This is a genomic window from Streptomyces sp. NPDC020192, from assembly GCF_044388685.1.
Classification (GTDB): domain Bacteria; phylum Actinomycetota; class Actinomycetes; order Streptomycetales; family Streptomycetaceae; genus Streptomyces.
Genome location: NZ_JBIRXG010000007.1, coordinates 154,958 through 170,898, shown reverse-complemented (window position 1 = coordinate 170,898; position 15,941 = coordinate 154,958). Strand labels below are relative to the sequence as shown.

Here is a 15,941-nt window from a genome sequence, read left to right as displayed (position 1 = left end):
CCATGAGCACCAACTCCCGTCTGCGTACGTTCGGTTCGCGCGAGGTCGGCCCCGGCCGTCCCGTCTACATCTGCGGCGAGATCGGCATCAACCACAACGGTGAGCTGGAGAACGCCTTCAAGCTGATCGACGTGGCCGCCGAGGCCGGCTGTGACGCCGTCAAGTTCCAGAAGCGCACCCCGGAGATCTGCACCCCGCGCGACCAGTGGGACATCGAGCGCGACACCCCCTGGGGCCGGATGACCTACATCGACTACCGCCACCGCGTGGAGTTCGGTGAGGACGAGTACCGCCAGATCGACGAGTACTGCAAGGGGAAGGGGATCGCCTGGTTCGCCTCCCCGTGGGACACCGAGGCCGTCGCCTTCCTGGAGAAGTTCGACGTCCCGGCCCACAAGGTGGCCTCCGCCTCCCTGACGGACGACGAGCTGCTCCGCGCCCTGCGCGCCACGGGCCGGGCCGTCATCCTGTCGACCGGCATGTCGACGCCGAAGCAGATCCGCCACGCGGTCGAGGTCCTCGGCTCCGACAACATCCTCATGTGCCACGCCACCTCGACCTACCCGGCGAAGGCCGACGAGCTGAACCTCCGCGTGATCAACACGCTGGAGAAGGAGTACCCGAACGTCCCGATCGGCTACTCCGGCCACGAGACGGGCCTGCAGACCACCCTGGCCGCCGTCGCCCTGGGCGCGACCTTCGTCGAGCGCCACATCACCCTGGACCGCGCGATGTGGGGCTCCGACCAGGCCGCCTCCGTCGAGCCGCAGGGCCTCACGCGCCTGGTCCGTGACATCCGCACCATCGAGGCCTCCCTCGGCGACGGCGTCAAGAAGGTCTACGACTCCGAGCTCGCCCCGATGAAGAAGCTGCGCCGCGTCGCCGGTGTGGTGGCCGAGGCGGAGATCGCGGCGGCGGCCGGCGAGCCGGTCTCCGTCTGAGTGTTGTGATCCCCTTACGACGGGACGGTCATACGCCGATGAGCCCCCGCGCCGGTCAGCCCGGCCACCCTCCCCGCACGCTCGCCTTCGTGGAGAGCCCGGTCCAGCTGCTGAACGTACTGGAGTGGGCGCATCTGCACGGCCTGCGCGGGGAGGACCCGGCCCCGCTGCCGTCCGTGCCCGCGCAGGTACGGCGGACGGTGGCCGAGGATCCACCGCGGACCGGCGCGGAACTCACGGTGGTCGTCCTGGCCCCGACCGACCCGATGACCCGGGGTCAGCTGCGCCGCATGGCGGACCTGGCCCGGGACGAGGGACACCGGGTGCGCTGGGAGGAGGCACGGGGCGGTACGACCGCGCCCTTCTCGACGATCGGCGGCCTGGCGGGTCCGCTCCGCCGGGCCGACCGGATCGTGATGGGGGACCCGTTCTCGCGGTACGTGCAGTTGCTGCTGACGATCACCAGGGCGCGTGACCTGGTGGTGGTGGACGACGGCACGGCGACGATGGAGTTCGTGGCCCAACTGGCGCGCGGCGAACGCCTGGTCCGCTGGCACCGCAAGGGCGGCCGGCCGGGGGCGAGGGATTTGTTGTTCGCTCCGGTGTCGTCGTCGGCGCGGCGTCGCCTGACGCCGAGTGCCGGCCGCAGGGTGGAGGTCTTCTCGTCCATGCCGGTGACGGAGACGCCGGAGGGCGTGACGGTCACGGCGAACGACTTCGTCTGGACCCGGTCCCGCTTCGGCCCGCCGCGCATCACGAAGAGCGCGGACCTGGTCGGCACGTCGCTGGTGGAGACGGGGGTGGTGGACGGCGACCGCTATCTGGAGGCGGTCCGGAACCTGGCGAAGACCCATGGGGCGACCCGCTACTTCGCCCACCGCAGGGAGAGCGCGGACAAACTCCACCGCCTGGCGGCGGAGACCGGCCTGGAGATAGTCCGCCCGGACCTCCCCCTGGAACTGACCGCCCGCCGAGGCCCGATCGGCCGTACGATTCTCAGCTTCCCGTCGACGGTCGTCCACACCCTGCCGCTCGCGCTGAGGGGCACGGGAGTGAAGGTGGCGGTCTGCGACATCGACCCGGCCTGGCTGACGGACACGGCGTCACCGCGCGCGCAGGGATTTCTGTCGGGGGTCACGGGGACGGCCCGGGATGTGCACCGGCTGGAGACGGTGGGACTGGGACTGGCCTAGGCTTCCCGGCCTCGCGGCGGGTCCGCTCGCAGCAGCCGGCCCTCACCGCAGGCGAACTCGATGCCGTGGAACGACGCACCGGTCCGCACAGGCTGGAATCCGAAGTCCCGGTGCAGGTCGAGCGAGACGTGGTTGTCGGCGGCGATGAAGCACCAGACCGCCCGGTCCCGTTCCCCGACCCAGTCCATGCGCCACCGGGTCAGCAGCGCGCCTGTGCCACGGCGCCGCCAGCCGGGATCCACGGTGACGCCGGTCAGGTAGTACCCGGCCGGGGCATGGTCGACCGGATGCTCGGGAAGGGTGCACCGTCGCGGTGACCACGAGGCTGCGTTCGCGCGAGCACGCCCGACGAATGCGGTCCGCCCATTCGGCGTCCACCTTTTGTCATTCTTCCACCGTGCTGTCTTTCAGGGCGTGGAGGAAGGGGGTGAAGGCGGTAGTGGGGAAGGTGAGGGTGCCGAGGGTGGGGGCCTTGGAGTCGCGGATGGATATGTGGGAGGGGGCGGTGGCGATCTCTACGCAGGCGTTGCCGTCGCCGCTGCCGGAGTAGGAAGACTTCCGCCAGTTGTCCGGGGTGGTCACCGTGCGCCTCACAGTTCCTTGGCCAATCTGTGGATGAGGTCTCGCGACCGCAGGGGGTCGAGTGAAACACCCTCAACTCTACGGAAAAGTGTTCGGAAGACGCCGAGTTGTGCTTCGGAATCGATGAAGAGAGAGCCGTGGGGGCCGTCACGTACCACGGTGTCCAGCTTGGTGACGGGGCCCCCTGCGTACACCATGGCCGCTGTGATGTCGGCGAAGTCGTCCAGTTCGAAGGGGATGACGCGTACGGTCACGTGGTCTGCTTCGGAGAGCTCCAGGATGCGGGCCAGCTGAGCCCGAGAGGCGATTCGGCCGCCTACCCGGATCCGCAAGGCAGCCTCGTGCACCAGCACCTCGTACGGGACCGGCTCCGCCCGCTCGAGGATGATCCGCCGCTGCATTCGATGCCGGACCCGCAATTCAACTTCGCCCTCGGGGAGTTCGGGAACACGACGGGAGAAGATCGCCCGCGCGTAGTCCTCGGTCTGGAGCAGGCCCGGGATGTGCAGGAAGTCCACGTCCCACCGGTAGGCGGCGTGGTACTCCAGCTCCGACAGGTCCAGGAACGACGTGGGCAGACGGCCTCTGTACTCCTCCCACCAGCCCTCTGTCCGGTCGGTCGCCATCGCCGCCAGGGCATCGACCAGTTCGTGGTCCGTGCAGGCGTAATGAGCGGCGAGCCGTCGTACGCGCTCCGCGCTGACACCCGCCGTCCCGAACTCGATCTGACTCACCTGCGCCGAGTCCGTCCCGAGCAGCGCAGCGGCTTCCCGCCCCTTGAGGCCTGCGGCTTCACGCAGCTTCCGTAGCTCGGCACCCAGGCGCTCGTGCCGTGCGGTGGGCTCTTTCCTGCGCGCCATGCCTTCCTCCCCGCGCTCAACTGCCCTCTTTCGAGGGGCAGATTACGGCAACGACTTGCGCGGTCCCAAATTGTGGCCCTACCGTCGGTGACGCACCGCACACGCAGCGGAAGTGCACCGCGTCTGCGGCGTTGCCACCCTGCGTGAAATCAAATCCCCCTTATCTCAACGGAGTTGATGCCGCATGCCCGAAACCTGGGACTACACGCTGTACATCCCCAACGACCTCAGAGCGGTCACCGTCTGCCGCCGCACCCTGCGCCTGATCCTGACCCTGCACGGGCTGATCGGCCTGGTGGACACGGCGGAGCTACTGGCGACGGAGCTGGTCTCCAACGCCGTACGGCATACGAAAGGGCCGGCCGCGCTCAGGGTCCGCCGCTCCCCGGAGGGCATGGTGTGGATCGGGGCATGGGACACCGACCCGGCGCCGCCCGACCCGCCGCGTCCGCTGGAGGAGGTCGCGGAGTTGGAGGACGGGCGGGGGCTGGGGTTGGTCGTGGCGTGTGCGGAGGTGTGGGGGTGGCAGCCGTCGGCCCGGTTCGGGAACCGGGGTAAGTACGTGTGGTGTGAGCTGATGACGGCTTGAGCAGTGGCTGTTGGGCCGCGGGATCGGCGGCTGACGGCTGATGGGCGGATCTGTTCCGCGGCACCTCCCTGTCGCCGCCCTTTGACCTGCGGGTTTGGTGCTGGTGTCTGGAACGGATCGGCCAATCGGGGGTCTGGTCAACGGTGGGGGTGCCATCCCTTCGGTTGAGAGCCGTCGAAGCCGGGCACGCCGCTTCGCGTCCAACGTGCTGCTGGCCGGACCATGGGCCCGCCCGACCTCACCGGCCTGCCCACGGGGCTGACCGACCGGGTCCGGCGCTGCCTCGCCAAGAACCCCGACGCCCGCCCCTGGCCGGACGACGTTGGTCAGGGCGCCCGGGAGCCACAGGCGCCGGTGCCTCAGGGCCGGGCGCCGGGCTCTGCGGGGGGCCGTCGTACCTCAGCGGATGCGACCAGCGGCCTCTGCCTGCCGTGCGACACCGGCACCTGCACCCTCCTGGGCTACAGCACGGAACCGGCCCGGGGGGAGGGAATCCCCGCGATGCGGCTGTCCAAGGGCCGGTCATCACCCTCTGGCACGACGCCGTAACCCGGCAGTAGTCGCGGTGTGCTCTGAGGTCCGGTTCTTGGACAAGTCGAGCAGGACTGTGGTGGGGCATGGTATCCGTGGAAGGAGAAAACAGTGGTTTTACCCATCCGAGTCCGCCGCCATGCGTCCGCCGGTCAGATTTTCTTCCCCTAACGGGCTGAACTTTTGTTGATCGAGGGGTAGTTGACCACCCGGGCGTCCTACCCTTCAGAGGGTGAAGCAATTGATGTCCCTAGAGTCCGAGTCCGGCCTCGCGGGGGATGTGCTCCCCGGCGCGCTGAGCAAAGCCCTGCACGCCGAACTCGTCGCGTTCCGCCGCGACTTGCACATGCACCCTGAGCTGGGCAATCAGGAGTTCCGTACGACCGCCGCGATCAAGGAGCGGCTGGAGCAGGCAGGGCTCAGGCCCCGCGTGCTCACCAAGGGAACCGGACTCGTGTGTGACATCGGGCTCACCGAGGGTGAGCGGCCGGCCGTACCGCTGCTCGCCCTGCGCGCCGACATCGACGCCCTGCCCATCCCGGACACCAAGACCGACTGTCCGTACCGCTCCACCGTGCCGGACCGGGCGCACGCCTGTGGTCACGACGTGCACACGACCGTCGTGCTCGGCACCGGGCTCGTCCTCGCCGACCTGCACAGCAAGGGCCTGCTGCCCCGCCCCGTACGGCTGCTCTTCCAGCCCGCCGAGGAGGTGCTGCCCGGCGGTGCCATGGACGCCATCGAGGACGGCGTGCTGGCGGGCGTCGGCCGGATCCTCGCGGTGCACTGCGACCCCCGGGTCGATGCCGGGAAGGTCGGGCTGCGGCACGGGCCGATCACCAGCGCGTGCGACCGGCTGGAGATCGCCCTGGACGGGCCCGGTGGCCATACCGCCCGGCCGCATCTGACCACCGACCTCGTCACCGCCGCCGCCCGCGTCGCCGTCGACGTGCCCGCGGTGATCGCGCGCCGCGTGGACACCCGGGTCGGGCTGGCCCTGACCTGGGGCCGGATCGAGTCCGGGCACGCGCCGAACGTCATCCCGCAGCACGCCGAGCTGTCCGGCACCGTGCGCTGCCTGGACCTGGAGGCCTGGCGGCAGGCTCCCGACATCCTGCACGCGGCCATCGACGAGGTCGCCACCCTGCACCGCGCCAAGTCCGAGATCACCTACGTCCGCGGGGTCCCGCCCGTCGTGAACGACCGGGAGTCCACCGACCTGCTGCGCCGCGCGATGTCGGCCCGGCGGGGACGGGACTCGGTCGAGTCCACCGAGCAGAGCCTGGGCGGCGAGGACTTCTCCTGGTATCTGGAGCATGTGCCGGGTGCCATGGCCCGGCTGGGCGTCCGCCGTCCTGGTGAGCGGACCGTGCGCGATCTGCACCAGGGCGACTTCGACGCCGACGAGCACGCGATCACGGTCGGTGTGGAGATGTTCACCGCGGCCGCCTTCCTGGACCCGGACGGCGCACAAGGGTGAGCCGGAGGTAAGAGGACCGGGTAAGAGGTCCGAGGTGGGAGCGGGGCCCCTTCGGGGGCCCTCTCTTACTTGTTCGCCCGGTCGGCGCAACACACTCGTAAGCCATGTGCGCACTGTCCGCAACAACGACGTGCGAGAGGTGAGATTCCAAGTTCAGACGCTGTTTGCCTCGAATCGATAACGGCTTCGAGAGGGGGTTTTTTGCGACATCTACGCGCGTTACGATGCCGCGAAGCCGACGCCGCCGGGGCGTCTCGGCCCGAGCACTGACATGGTGCTCACATCAAGCGCCGACATGGCGCTCAGGTCAGGTGAAGGAGCCTTCCCGTGCGCCGGGTAGCCAAGCTTTCAGCTGCGTGTATCGCGACCGCAGCACTCGCCGTGACTGCCACCGCGTGTGGCAGCACGTCCTCCGACAACAACGCCAGCCCGTCCTCCTCCTCCGGTGGCGGCAAGGGCGGCGTCAAGATCGGTCTCGCCTACGACGTCGGCGGCCGTGGCGACCGCTCCTTCAACGACTCCGCCGCGCGCGGTGCCGACAAGGCCGAGAAGGAGTTCGGCGGTTCCATCAAGGAGCTGACCGCGAAGACCTCCGACACGCCGGCCGACCGTGAGCAGCGCCTCACGGACCTCGCCCAGGCCGGCTACAACCCGGTCATCGCGATCGGTTACACCTACGCGCCCGCCGTGGAGAAGGTCGCCAAGCAGTTCCCGAAGACCTCCTTCGGCCTGGTCGACTCCGTGGTGAACGGCACCAACGTCGACAGCATCACCTTCACCGAGGAGCAGAGCTCCTACCTCGCCGGTGTCGCCGCCGCGCTGAAGACGAAGAAGGACCACGTCGGCTTCATCGGCGGCGTGGACATCCCGCTGATCAAGAAGTTCGAGGCGGGCTACGTCCAGGGCGTGCACGACACCAACGCCAAGGTCAAGGTCGACGTCCAGTACCTGAGCCACGGCTCGGACACCTCCGGCTTCGCCAGCCCCGACAAGGGCAAGGAGGCCGCGCAGGGCATGCTGGACAACGGCGCGGACGTCATCTACTCCGCCGCCGGCTCCTCCGGCAACGGTGCGATCGAGGCCGTGCACGGCGTCAAGGGCGCCTGGGCCATCGGCGTGGACTCCGACCAGTACAGCATCCCGGGTCTGGCCCAGTACAAGGACGCGATCCTGACCTCGGCCGTCAAGAACGTCGACGTCGGTGTCTACGACCTCATCCAGTCCGTGCACAACGGCAAGCCGCTGACCGGCAACAACGTCTACTCGCTGGCCAAGAACGGTGTCTCCCTGGCCACCAGCGGCGGCTTCCTCAACGACATCCAGTCCAAGCTGGACGCCGCGAAGCAGAAGATCGTCTCCGGCCAGATCAAGGTCAAGACCACCCCGTGACCCCGTGATCCGACCGGTCCGGCCGGAACGTCGTCACCGACGGGCCGGCCGGAGCGGAGGAGACTTGAGGCTCGGCGGGGCGCCTTCCCGTGGCCCCCGCCGAGCCATAACAATGTGTCAACTCTACGCGTGTAGCGTGGAGTTGCCGCGCTAGCGTCGCCGACGCCTGCCCTCCCCTACGCAGCCCCTTTCCCCGAGGAGAGTGCGCCATCAACGCGTCCAGCCCTCCCGCTGCCGTCGAACTGCGCGGCATCACCAAGCGTTTCCCCGGCGTCGTCGCCAACAAGGACATCGACATCACCGTTCGCACGGGCACCGTCCATGCCCTGTGCGGTGAGAACGGCGCCGGCAAGTCCACCCTGATGAAGATCCTCTACGGCATGCAGCAGCCGGACGAGGGCACCATCACGGTCAACGGGGAGCAGGTCGTCCTGCACAACCCCGGCGACGCCATCGCCCGCGGCATCGGCATGGTGCACCAGCACTTCATGCTCGCCGACAACCTCACCGTGCTGGAGAACGTCGTCCTCGGCGCGGAGAAGCTGTACGGCATCGGCGGCAAGGCCCGCGCCAAGATCAAGGAGATCTCCGACGCGTACGGCCTGAACGTCCGCCCCGACGTCCTCGTCGAGGAGCTGGGCGTCGCCGACCGCCAGCGCGTGGAGATCCTCAAGGTCCTCTACCGAGGCGCCAAGACCCTCATCCTCGACGAGCCGACCGCCGTGCTCGTGCCGCAGGAGGTCGACGCGCTCTTCGACAACCTGCGCGAGCTGAAGGCCGAGGGCCTCACCGTCATCTTCATCTCCCACAAGCTGGGCGAGGTGCTCTCCGTCGCCGACGAGATCACCGTCATCCGGCGCGGTACGACCGTCGGCACGGTCGAGCCGCGGGGCACCACCCCCAAGCAGCTCGCCGAGCTGATGGTCGGCAGCGAACTGCCCACCCCGGAGACCACCGAGTCCACCGTCACGGACGTCCCGATGCTGAAGGTGGACGGGCTGCACCTCGCGCAGACCGACCTCGAGGGCATCGAGCGGATCATCCTGGACCAGATCTCCCTCACCATCCACAAGGGCGAGGTCCTCGGCATCGCCGGTGTGGAGGGCAACGGCCAGTCCGAGCTGGTCGAGGCGATCATGGGCATGCGCGACCCGGACGCCGGCGTCATCACGCTCGACGACGCCGACATCTCCCACCGCCCCACCCGCGACCGCCGCGAGGCCGGCATCGGCTACATCCCCGAGGACCGCCACCGCCACGGCCTGCTCCTCGAGGCCCCGCTGTGGGAGAACCGCATCCTCGGCCACGTCACCGAGAAGCCCAACTCGCGCGGCCGGCTGCTCGACATCAAGGGCGCCCGCACCGACACCGAGCGGATCATCCAGGCGTACGACGTCCGCACCCCCGGTATCGACGTCACCGCGGCCTCGCTGTCCGGCGGCAACCAGCAGAAGCTGATCGTCGGCCGCGAGATGAGCCACAACCCCAAGCTGCTCATCGCCGCCCACCCCACCCGCGGTGTGGACGTCGGCGCCCAGGCCGCCATCTGGGACTACATCCGCGAGGCCCGCCGCGAGGGCCTGGCCGTCCTGCTGATCTCCGCGGACCTGGACGAGCTGATCGGCCTCTCCGACACCCTGCGGGTGATGTACCGCGGCCGCCTGGTCGCCGACGCCGACCCCGCCACGATCACCCCCGAGGAGCTGGGCTCCGCCATGACGGGTGCGGCCACCGGCCACCTGGAGCACACAGAGGACGACGAGCGATGAACAAGCTGACCCAACGCATCGACAAGGAGCGGCTGCTCCTCGGGATCGCGGCCCCGCTGCTCGCGGTCGTCGCCGCGCTCGTCGTCACCGCCCTGGTGATCCTCGCGACCGGCAAGAACCCCGGCAGCGCGTTCAGCGACATGGTGACCTACGGCTTCGCCAGCGACAGCCAGGTCTACATCCTGAACAAGGCGACGACGTACTACCTCGCGGGTGTCGCGGTGGCCATCGGCTTCCGGATGAACCTGTTCAACATCGGTGTCGACGGCCAGTACCGGCTCGCCGCGTTCATCGCCGCCGTCCTCGGCGGCGCGCTGACCGTGCCCGGCTGGATCGCCATCCCGCTGATCATGATCTGCGCCATGGCGACCGGTGCCCTGTGGGCCGCCATCGCCGGCATCCTCAAGGTGACCCGGGGCGTCAGCGAGGTCATCTCGACCATCATGCTGAACTCGATCGCCACCGCGATCATCGCCTACCTGCTCCAGCCCGGAAGGCTCGGCGAACTCCAGCAGGGCGGCACCCTCGTCTCCACCAAGCCGCTGCCGTCGTCGTCGTACTTCTTCACCATCAACACGGGCCCGGCCGGCATCCTCGACGGCTTCATCGTCGTCGCCGTGGTGGTCGGTCTCGCGTACTGGTTCGTGCTCGGCCGCACGCGCTTCGGCTTCGACCTGCGCACCGTCGGCCAGTCCGAGAGCGCGGCCTCAGCGAGCGGTGTGTCGGTGAAGAAGATGGTCGCCACCAGCATGATCATCTCGGGTGCGGTGGCCGGTCTGGTCGGCCTGCCCACGCTGCTCAACGAGAGCCACCAGTACGACGCCAGCTTCCCCACCGGCATCGGCTTCACCGGCATCGCCATCGCGCTGCTCGGCCGTAACAACCCGATCGGCATCGCGCTCGGCGCCCTGCTGTGGGGCTTCCTGGAGCGCACCACCAACCACCTGGAGTTCCAGGGCTACGACAAGGAGATCCTCGGCGTCATCGAGGGCGTCATCGTCCTCTGCGTCGTGATCGCCTACGAGGTCGTCCGCCGCTACGGCCTCAAGCGCCAGCAGCAGAAGGTCGGCGCGGAACTCGCCGCTCAGGCCGCCGCGACGAAGAAGCAGGAGGTGGCGTGATGACTGCCACGATGACCGACACGCCGCCGCCCGCGGCCCCCAAGGCGGCGGGCGCGCCCCAGAGCACGGGCCGGTCGCCGGGCCAGATCCTCATGATCATCGCCGGCGCCCTGCTGCTCGTCTCCGCCGTCCGCATGATCACCGGCTCGGACTCGCTCGACTCCGCCGGCCAGGTCAGCGCCGCCCTCGGCCTCGCCGTGCCGATCGGTCTCGCCGGTCTCGCCGGTCTGTGGTCCGAGCGCTCCGGTGTGGTCAACATCGGCCTCGAGGGCATGATGATCCTCGGCACCTTCGGCGCCGGCTGGATCGGCTGGCAGTCCAACCCCTGGCTCGGCCTGCTGATGGGCATCGCCTTCGGTGTCCTCGGCGGTCTGGTGCACGCCGTCGTCACCGTCACCTTCGGCGTCGACCACATCGTCTCCGGTGTCGCGATCAACCTGCTCGCGCTCGGCACCACCCAGTACCTCGCCAAGCTGTTCTTCAACAGCGGGGCGGCGGCCAACGCCGGCGGCAACCCCAAGCAGTCCCCGCCGGTCGGCTCGCTGCCGCAGGTCACCGTGCCCGGCCTGTCCAGCGGCCTGAACTCGATCGAGAAGCACCACTGGTTCCTGATCTCCGACATCGCCGGCATCATCGGCGGCCTCGTCACGAACCTGTCCGTGGTGACGATCCTCGCCGTCGTGCTGTTCATCGGCACCTGGTGGCTGCTGTGGCGCACCCCGTTCGGGCTGCGGCTGCGCTCCTGCGGTGAGAACCCGATCGCCGCCGAGTCCCTCGGCGTCAACGTCTACACCTACAAGTACGCGGCCGTCGCCGTCTCCGGCGGCCTCGCCGGCCTCGGCGGCGCCTTCCTCGCCCTGGTCACCTCGCACACCTACCTCGAGGGCCAGACCGGTGGCCGCGGCTACATCGGCCTCGCGGCGATGATCTTCGGCAACTGGCGGCCGGGCGGCCTGGCGATGGGCGCGGGCCTGTTCGGCTACTCCGACGCGCTCCAGCTGCGCAACGGCGGCGTGACCGTCCACGCGCTGCTCCTCCTCCTGGTCGTGCTGCTGGCGGCCCTCGCGGGCTGGAAGCTGTACAAGAAGGCGGTGCTGCAGGGCGCCATCAGCGCCGTCATGGCCGCGCTGGTCCTGGTCTGGTACCTGCTGACGGACGAGGTCCCGAGCGACTTCGTCGGCGCGACCCCGTACGTCGTCACCCTCCTGGTGCTGTCCCTGTCGGCGCAGCGCCTGCGGATGCCGAAGGCGGACGGCATGCGGTACCGGAAGGGCCAGGGCAAGTGACGCGGGAAGCAGCCGAGTTCGACTGGGAGGCGCTGCGGGTGGTGGCGCGCGAGGCGATGTCCCACGCGTACGCCCCCTACTCCGGCTTCCCGGTCGGCGTGGCGGCCCGGGTCGACGACGGCCGCACCGTCACCGGCTGCAACGTGGAGAACGCCTCCTACGGACTCGGCCTGTGCGCCGAATGCGGTCTGGTCTCCGACCTGCAGCGCTCGGGCGGCGGCCGCCTGACGCACTTCACCTGCGTCGACGGCACCGGCGGCCTGCTGGTGCCGTGCGGCCGCTGCCGCCAGCTGCTGTACGAGTTCGGCGGCCCGGACCTCCTCCTGGACACCCCGGAGGGCGTCCTGCCCCTCTCCGAGATGCTCCCCCAGGCCTTCGGCCCGGCCCATCTCACCAAGTAACGCCGTACGGCCCCCCTGCCCCGCTCGCAGGGGGGCCGCGCACTTCGCAATTCTCCGAAGGGAACGTCATGGCCATGGACGCCATCTCCGTCATCCGCACCAAGCGGGACCGCGGTGAGCTGACCGACGAGCAGATCGACTGGGTCATCGACGCGTACACGCGGGGCGAGGTCGCCGACGAGCAGATGTCGTCGCTCGCGATGGCCATCCTCCTCAACGGCATGAACCGCCGCGAGATCGCCCGCTGGACGGCGGCGATGATCGCGTCGGGCGAGCGCATGGACTTCTCGTCCCTGTCCCGCCCGACGGCCGACAAGCACTCGACGGGCGGCGTGGGCGACAAGATCACGCTGCCGCTGGCCCCGCTGGTGGCGGCCTGCGGTGCGGCGGTCCCGCAGCTCTCGGGCCGGGGCCTCGGCCACACGGGCGGCACGCTGGACAAGCTGGAGTCGATCCCGGGCTGGCGCGCGCTGCTGTCGAACGAGGAGATGCTGCACGTCCTGGACACGACGGGCGCGGTGATCTGCGCGGCGGGCGACGGCCTGGCCCCGGCGGACAAGAAGCTGTACGCACTCCGTGACGTCACGGGCACGGTGGAGGCGATCCCCCTGATCGCCTCGTCGATCATGTCGAAGAAGATCGCGGAGGGCACGGGCAGCCTGGTCCTGGACGTGAAGGTCGGCACCGGCGCCTTCATGAAGACTCTGGAGGACGCGCGTGAGCTGGCGTCGACCATGGTCGGCCTGGGCACGGACCACGGCGTGAAGACGGTCGCCCTCCTGACGGACATGTCGACGCCGCTGGGCCTGACGGCGGGCAACGCGCTGGAGGTCCGCGAGTCGGTGGAGGTCCTGGCGGGCGGTGGCCCGGCGGACGTGGTGGAACTGACCCTGGCCCTGGCGCGCGAAATGCTGGACGCGGCGGGCGTGAAGGACGCCGACCCGGCGAAGGCCCTGGCCGACGGCTCGGCGATGGACGTCTGGCGCCGCATGATCGCGGCCCAGGGCGGCGACCCGGACGCCGAGCTGCCCACGTCTCGCGAACAGCACGTGATCAAGGCCCCGGCCTCGGGTGTCCTGACCCGCCTCGACGCCTACGACATCGGCATCGCCGCCTGGCGCCTCGGCGCCGGCCGCGCCCGCAAGGAGGACCCGGTGCAGGCGGCAGCGGGCGTGGAAATGCACGCCAAGCCGGGCGACACGGTGACGCAGGGCCAGCCCCTGCTGACCCTGCACACCGACACCCCGGAGCGCTTCGAGTACGCGCTGCAGGCGGTGGAGGGTTCGTACGACATCGCGGCCGCGGGCACGGACTTCACGGCCTCGCCGGTGGTGCTGGAGCGGATCGCCTGACCAGGTAATTTCCCGTTCGGGTGAAGGGGATCGGTGGACCTGCGCCGGTCCCCTTCGGCGTGTTGCGGACCGAAGCTCCCAGGGGCTGCAAGGGGTTCGACGCCCCCGTCGAGTTGCCCGGCCCCTTCCACCTCACGGTCCCCGTCGACTGACCCGGTGTCACCCCAGCACCGCCGCGACCCCCACCAAAACCGGCACCGACACCACCGTCGACAGCAGGATCGACTCGCGGGCCAGGGACTCGGCGACCCGGTACCGGCTGGCGTAGGTGAACAAGTTCTGCGCGGCCGGGAGGGCCGAGGTCACCACGACGTCCAGCAACGGCGCCCCGTGCAGGCCGAAGACGCCCCTCGCCAGAACCCACGCCACCAGCGGTTGGCCCACCGACTTCAACGCGACCGACAGCAGGACCAGTTGACGGTCCCGGCCCCGGCCAGGGGGCGCGCTGCCGTGCAACGACATGCCGAAGGTCAGCAGGGCCGCCGGGACGGACATGTTGCCGATCAGGGTCAACGGGTTCACTACCGGGTCGGGGAGGTGCCAGCCGGCCGCCGATACCACCACCCCGGACAGGGAGCCGAGTGCTATGGGGTTGCGGAGCGGGGTCAGCAGGCGCTGCCACGCCGGGCCCTTCTCGCCCATGCCCGACAGGTCCAGGATCGTCAGCGCTATCGGGGTCACCAGGACCACCTGGAACAACAACACCGGGGCCACCAGGGACGCGTCGCCCAGGACGTACGCCGCGATCGGGATGCCGAGGTTGCCCGAGTTGACGTAACCGGAGCACAGGGCGCCGATGGTCGTGCGGCCCACGCCCCAGTGGCGTAGCGCGCCGATCGCCAGGAAGAAACCTGCCACCGCTGCTGTGCTCAGCGCTGTCACCAGCAGGCGAGCGGAGAAGAGGACCGAGAGGTCGGCCTTCGCCAGCGTCGTGAAGAGGAGCGCGGGGCCCGCCACCGTGAAGGCCAGCTTCGTCAGGACCTCGATGCCCTGGTCGCCGAGTATGCCCTGGCGGCCGAGGACGTAGCCCACCCCGATGACGATCGCGATCACCGCGAAACCGCTCAGCACCCCCTCCACAGGGCCAAGCCTCCAAGGACCGGAGAGGCCTGGTCAATGTGATCTACGTCCGTGCGTGCCCGGTGCGCGATGAGTTCCGTCCGCCCTGCCGGTCTACCGGTCGTGGATGCCAAGATGCCCGCCGTGCTCGTGCTGCCCGGCCCCGTCAGCCGTGATGACGTGGCCGGGCTGTGTGCTGCCCTGCAGGTGCTGCTGGAAGGCGGTGGTGGGGACCGGGTCGTCGTGTGTGATGTGGGTGGGCTGGGCCCGCCGGGCCTCGCCGTCGTCGATCTGCTGGCGCGGCTGGAGCTGACCGCCCGCCGGGCCGGTGGGCGGATACGGCTGCGGGATCCCGACCCGGCGCTACACGCCCTCCTCGATCTCGTCGGACTCCGCTTCGAGGTGGAGGGGCAGGTCGAAGAGGGGGAACCAGCGCTGGGCGTCGAGGAAGCAGTGGAAACCGGTGATCCGGCCCTCTGAGATCTCCAGGATCTGCACCGCCCAGGGGCTGAACCCGCCCTTCTCCTCGTCCGGCTTGTAGTGCGCGAACGCCGGCAGACCGTTCGCCCGGACCGGCAGCAGACGGGAACCGGCACAGGACGCGCCGAGCGTGGTCATGAAGCCGGTGATGTCCGTCGTACCGCGCAGCCACAGGTCGAACGGCGGCATCGTCATGATGGCGTCCTCGCGCAGCAGCGCCGTCAGGGCCGTCATGTCGTAGCCCTCGAAGGCCTTGACGTACCGCTCCAGGAGCTTTTGCTGCTCCTCGTCCAGCGGGTCGGACGCAGCTCCCTCGGGGCTGCTGTCGGCGCGCTCGGCGAGCGTGGCGCGGGCCCGCTGGAGGGCGCTGTTGACCGACGCGACCGTGGTGCCCAGCAGCTCGGCGACCTCGCTCGCCTTCCACGCCAGCACCTCGCGCAGGATCAGCACCGCCCGCTGCTTGGGCGGCAGTTGCTGCAGCGCCGCCATGAACGCCAGCCGGATCGACTCCTTCGCGACGGCCGCCTCCGCCGGGTCCTGCGTCTCCGGCAGCACCCGCGCGTCCGGCATCGGCTCCAGCCAGGTGTTCTCCGGGCGAGGGGAGAGCGCCGCCTGCGCGAGCGGGGTCGACTCCGTCAGGTCCATCGGCCTCGCCCGTCTGTTCCCCGCCGCCAGCATGTCCAGGCACACGTTCGTCGCGATCCGGTACAGCCACGAGCGCAAGGACGAGCGGCCCTCGAACTTCTCGTAGCTCCGCCAGGCCCGCACCAGGGTGTCCTGCACCGCGTCCTCGGCCTCGAAGGAGGAGCCGAGCATCCGGTAGCAGTACCCCGTCAGCTCGGTCCGGTGCTTCTCCAGTGCGACGTCGAGGTCCACCGTCGCCGTGCTGTCACCCATCGTCCACCCAC

16 protein-coding genes are annotated in these 15,941 nt (G+C 69.8%); 11 read left to right on the top strand and 5 right to left on the bottom strand.

Annotation, left to right across the window (positions count from 1 at the left end):
* The first annotated feature begins 2 nt into the window (after nucleotides 1-2).
* Together ACH47Z_RS16230 and ACH47Z_RS16225 are read left to right on the top strand one after the other, a co-directional pair.
* Nucleotides 3-941 carry an N-acetylneuraminate synthase family protein gene (locus ACH47Z_RS16230; RefSeq protein ID WP_399073923.1) on the top strand — a complete coding sequence of 313 codons (939 nt, stop codon included), beginning with the start codon at nucleotides 3-5 and terminating at the stop codon, nucleotides 939-941.
* Between the two features lie 38 nt (nucleotides 942-979).
* Nucleotides 980-2,134 (top strand): hypothetical protein, encoded by a 1,155-nt coding sequence (locus ACH47Z_RS16225; RefSeq protein ID WP_399073921.1) that lies wholly within the window; start codon nucleotides 980-982, stop codon nucleotides 2,132-2,134.
* Here ACH47Z_RS16225 and ACH47Z_RS16220 read toward each other — a convergent pair.
* From ACH47Z_RS16220 to ACH47Z_RS16210, 3 genes are all read right to left on the bottom strand, one after another.
* Nucleotides 2,131-2,376 carry a GNAT family N-acetyltransferase gene (locus tag ACH47Z_RS16220; RefSeq protein ID WP_399073919.1) on the bottom strand — a complete coding sequence of 82 codons (246 nt, stop codon included), beginning with the start codon at nucleotides 2,374-2,376 and terminating at the stop codon, nucleotides 2,131-2,133. The genes ACH47Z_RS16225 and ACH47Z_RS16220 overlap by 4 nt on opposite strands.
* Before the next feature lie 142 nt (nucleotides 2,377-2,518).
* Nucleotides 2,519-2,716, bottom strand: a complete 198-nt coding sequence (locus ACH47Z_RS16215) for a DUF397 domain-containing protein (RefSeq protein WP_399073917.1) — start codon at nucleotides 2,714-2,716, stop codon at nucleotides 2,519-2,521.
* A gap of 8 nt (nucleotides 2,717-2,724) precedes the next feature.
* On the bottom strand, nucleotides 2,725-3,576 hold the full coding sequence (locus ACH47Z_RS16210; RefSeq protein ID WP_399073915.1) for a helix-turn-helix domain-containing protein: 852 nt from the start codon (nucleotides 3,574-3,576) through the stop codon (nucleotides 2,725-2,727).
* A 184-nt stretch (nucleotides 3,577-3,760) separates the two neighbouring features.
* Between ACH47Z_RS16210 and ACH47Z_RS16205 the strand changes: the two genes are divergently transcribed.
* The 8 genes from ACH47Z_RS16205 (at nucleotide 3,761) to ACH47Z_RS16170 (ending at nucleotide 13,494) form a co-directional block, all read left to right on the top strand.
* Nucleotides 3,761-4,165 carry an ATP-binding protein gene (locus ACH47Z_RS16205; protein ID WP_399073913.1) on the top strand — a complete coding sequence of 135 codons (405 nt, stop codon included), beginning with the start codon at nucleotides 3,761-3,763 and terminating at the stop codon, nucleotides 4,163-4,165.
* A 775-nt stretch (nucleotides 4,166-4,940) separates the two neighbouring features.
* The gene (locus ACH47Z_RS16200) at nucleotides 4,941-6,176 is read left to right on the top strand and encodes a M20 family metallopeptidase (RefSeq protein WP_399073911.1); all 1,236 of its coding nucleotides are present in this window, start codon (nucleotides 4,941-4,943) and stop codon (nucleotides 6,174-6,176) included.
* Between the two features lie 327 nt (nucleotides 6,177-6,503).
* Nucleotides 6,504-7,565 carry a BMP family protein gene (locus ACH47Z_RS16195; RefSeq protein ID WP_399073909.1) on the top strand — a complete coding sequence of 354 codons (1,062 nt, stop codon included), beginning with the start codon at nucleotides 6,504-6,506 and terminating at the stop codon, nucleotides 7,563-7,565.
* A gap of 242 nt (nucleotides 7,566-7,807) precedes the next feature.
* Entirely contained in the window at nucleotides 7,808-9,334 is a 1,527-nt protein-coding gene (locus tag ACH47Z_RS16190) for an ABC transporter ATP-binding protein (protein ID WP_399074230.1), read from the top strand.
* Complete coding sequence (locus ACH47Z_RS16185) at nucleotides 9,331-10,455, top strand: ABC transporter permease (RefSeq protein ID WP_399073907.1); 1,125 nt, start codon at nucleotides 9,331-9,333, stop codon at nucleotides 10,453-10,455. The genes ACH47Z_RS16190 and ACH47Z_RS16185 overlap by 4 nt, the downstream gene beginning before the upstream one ends.
* Entirely contained in the window at nucleotides 10,455-11,741 is a 1,287-nt protein-coding gene (locus ACH47Z_RS16180; RefSeq protein ID WP_399073905.1) for an ABC transporter permease, read from the top strand. The genes ACH47Z_RS16185 and ACH47Z_RS16180 overlap by 1 nt, the downstream gene beginning before the upstream one ends.
* Nucleotides 11,738-12,142, top strand: a complete 405-nt coding sequence (locus ACH47Z_RS16175) for a cytidine deaminase (RefSeq protein ID WP_399073903.1) — start codon at nucleotides 11,738-11,740, stop codon at nucleotides 12,140-12,142. The genes ACH47Z_RS16180 and ACH47Z_RS16175 overlap by 4 nt, the downstream gene beginning before the upstream one ends.
* A gap of 68 nt (nucleotides 12,143-12,210) precedes the next feature.
* Nucleotides 12,211-13,494 (top strand): thymidine phosphorylase, encoded by a 1,284-nt coding sequence (locus tag ACH47Z_RS16170; protein ID WP_399073901.1) that lies wholly within the window; start codon nucleotides 12,211-12,213, stop codon nucleotides 13,492-13,494.
* Nucleotides 13,495-13,653: 159 nt separating this feature from the next.
* Here ACH47Z_RS16170 and ACH47Z_RS16165 read toward each other — a convergent pair whose 3' ends face one another.
* A complete protein-coding gene (locus tag ACH47Z_RS16165) occupies nucleotides 13,654-14,574 on the bottom strand; it encodes an AEC family transporter (protein ID WP_399073899.1) in 921 nt (306 codons plus the stop codon).
* Between the two features lie 69 nt (nucleotides 14,575-14,643).
* Here ACH47Z_RS16165 and ACH47Z_RS16160 point away from each other — a divergent pair, with 69 nt between their 5' ends.
* Nucleotides 14,644-15,033 carry an STAS domain-containing protein gene (locus tag ACH47Z_RS16160; protein WP_399073897.1) on the top strand — a complete coding sequence of 130 codons (390 nt, stop codon included), beginning with the start codon at nucleotides 14,644-14,646 and terminating at the stop codon, nucleotides 15,031-15,033.
* Here ACH47Z_RS16160 and ACH47Z_RS16155 read toward each other — a convergent pair.
* Nucleotides 14,917-15,930 (bottom strand): sigma-70 family RNA polymerase sigma factor, encoded by a 1,014-nt coding sequence (locus tag ACH47Z_RS16155; protein ID WP_399073895.1) that lies wholly within the window; start codon nucleotides 15,928-15,930, stop codon nucleotides 14,917-14,919. The two genes, ACH47Z_RS16160 and ACH47Z_RS16155, sit on opposite strands and share 117 nt — an antisense overlap.
* Nucleotides 15,931-15,941 lie beyond the last annotated feature (11 nt).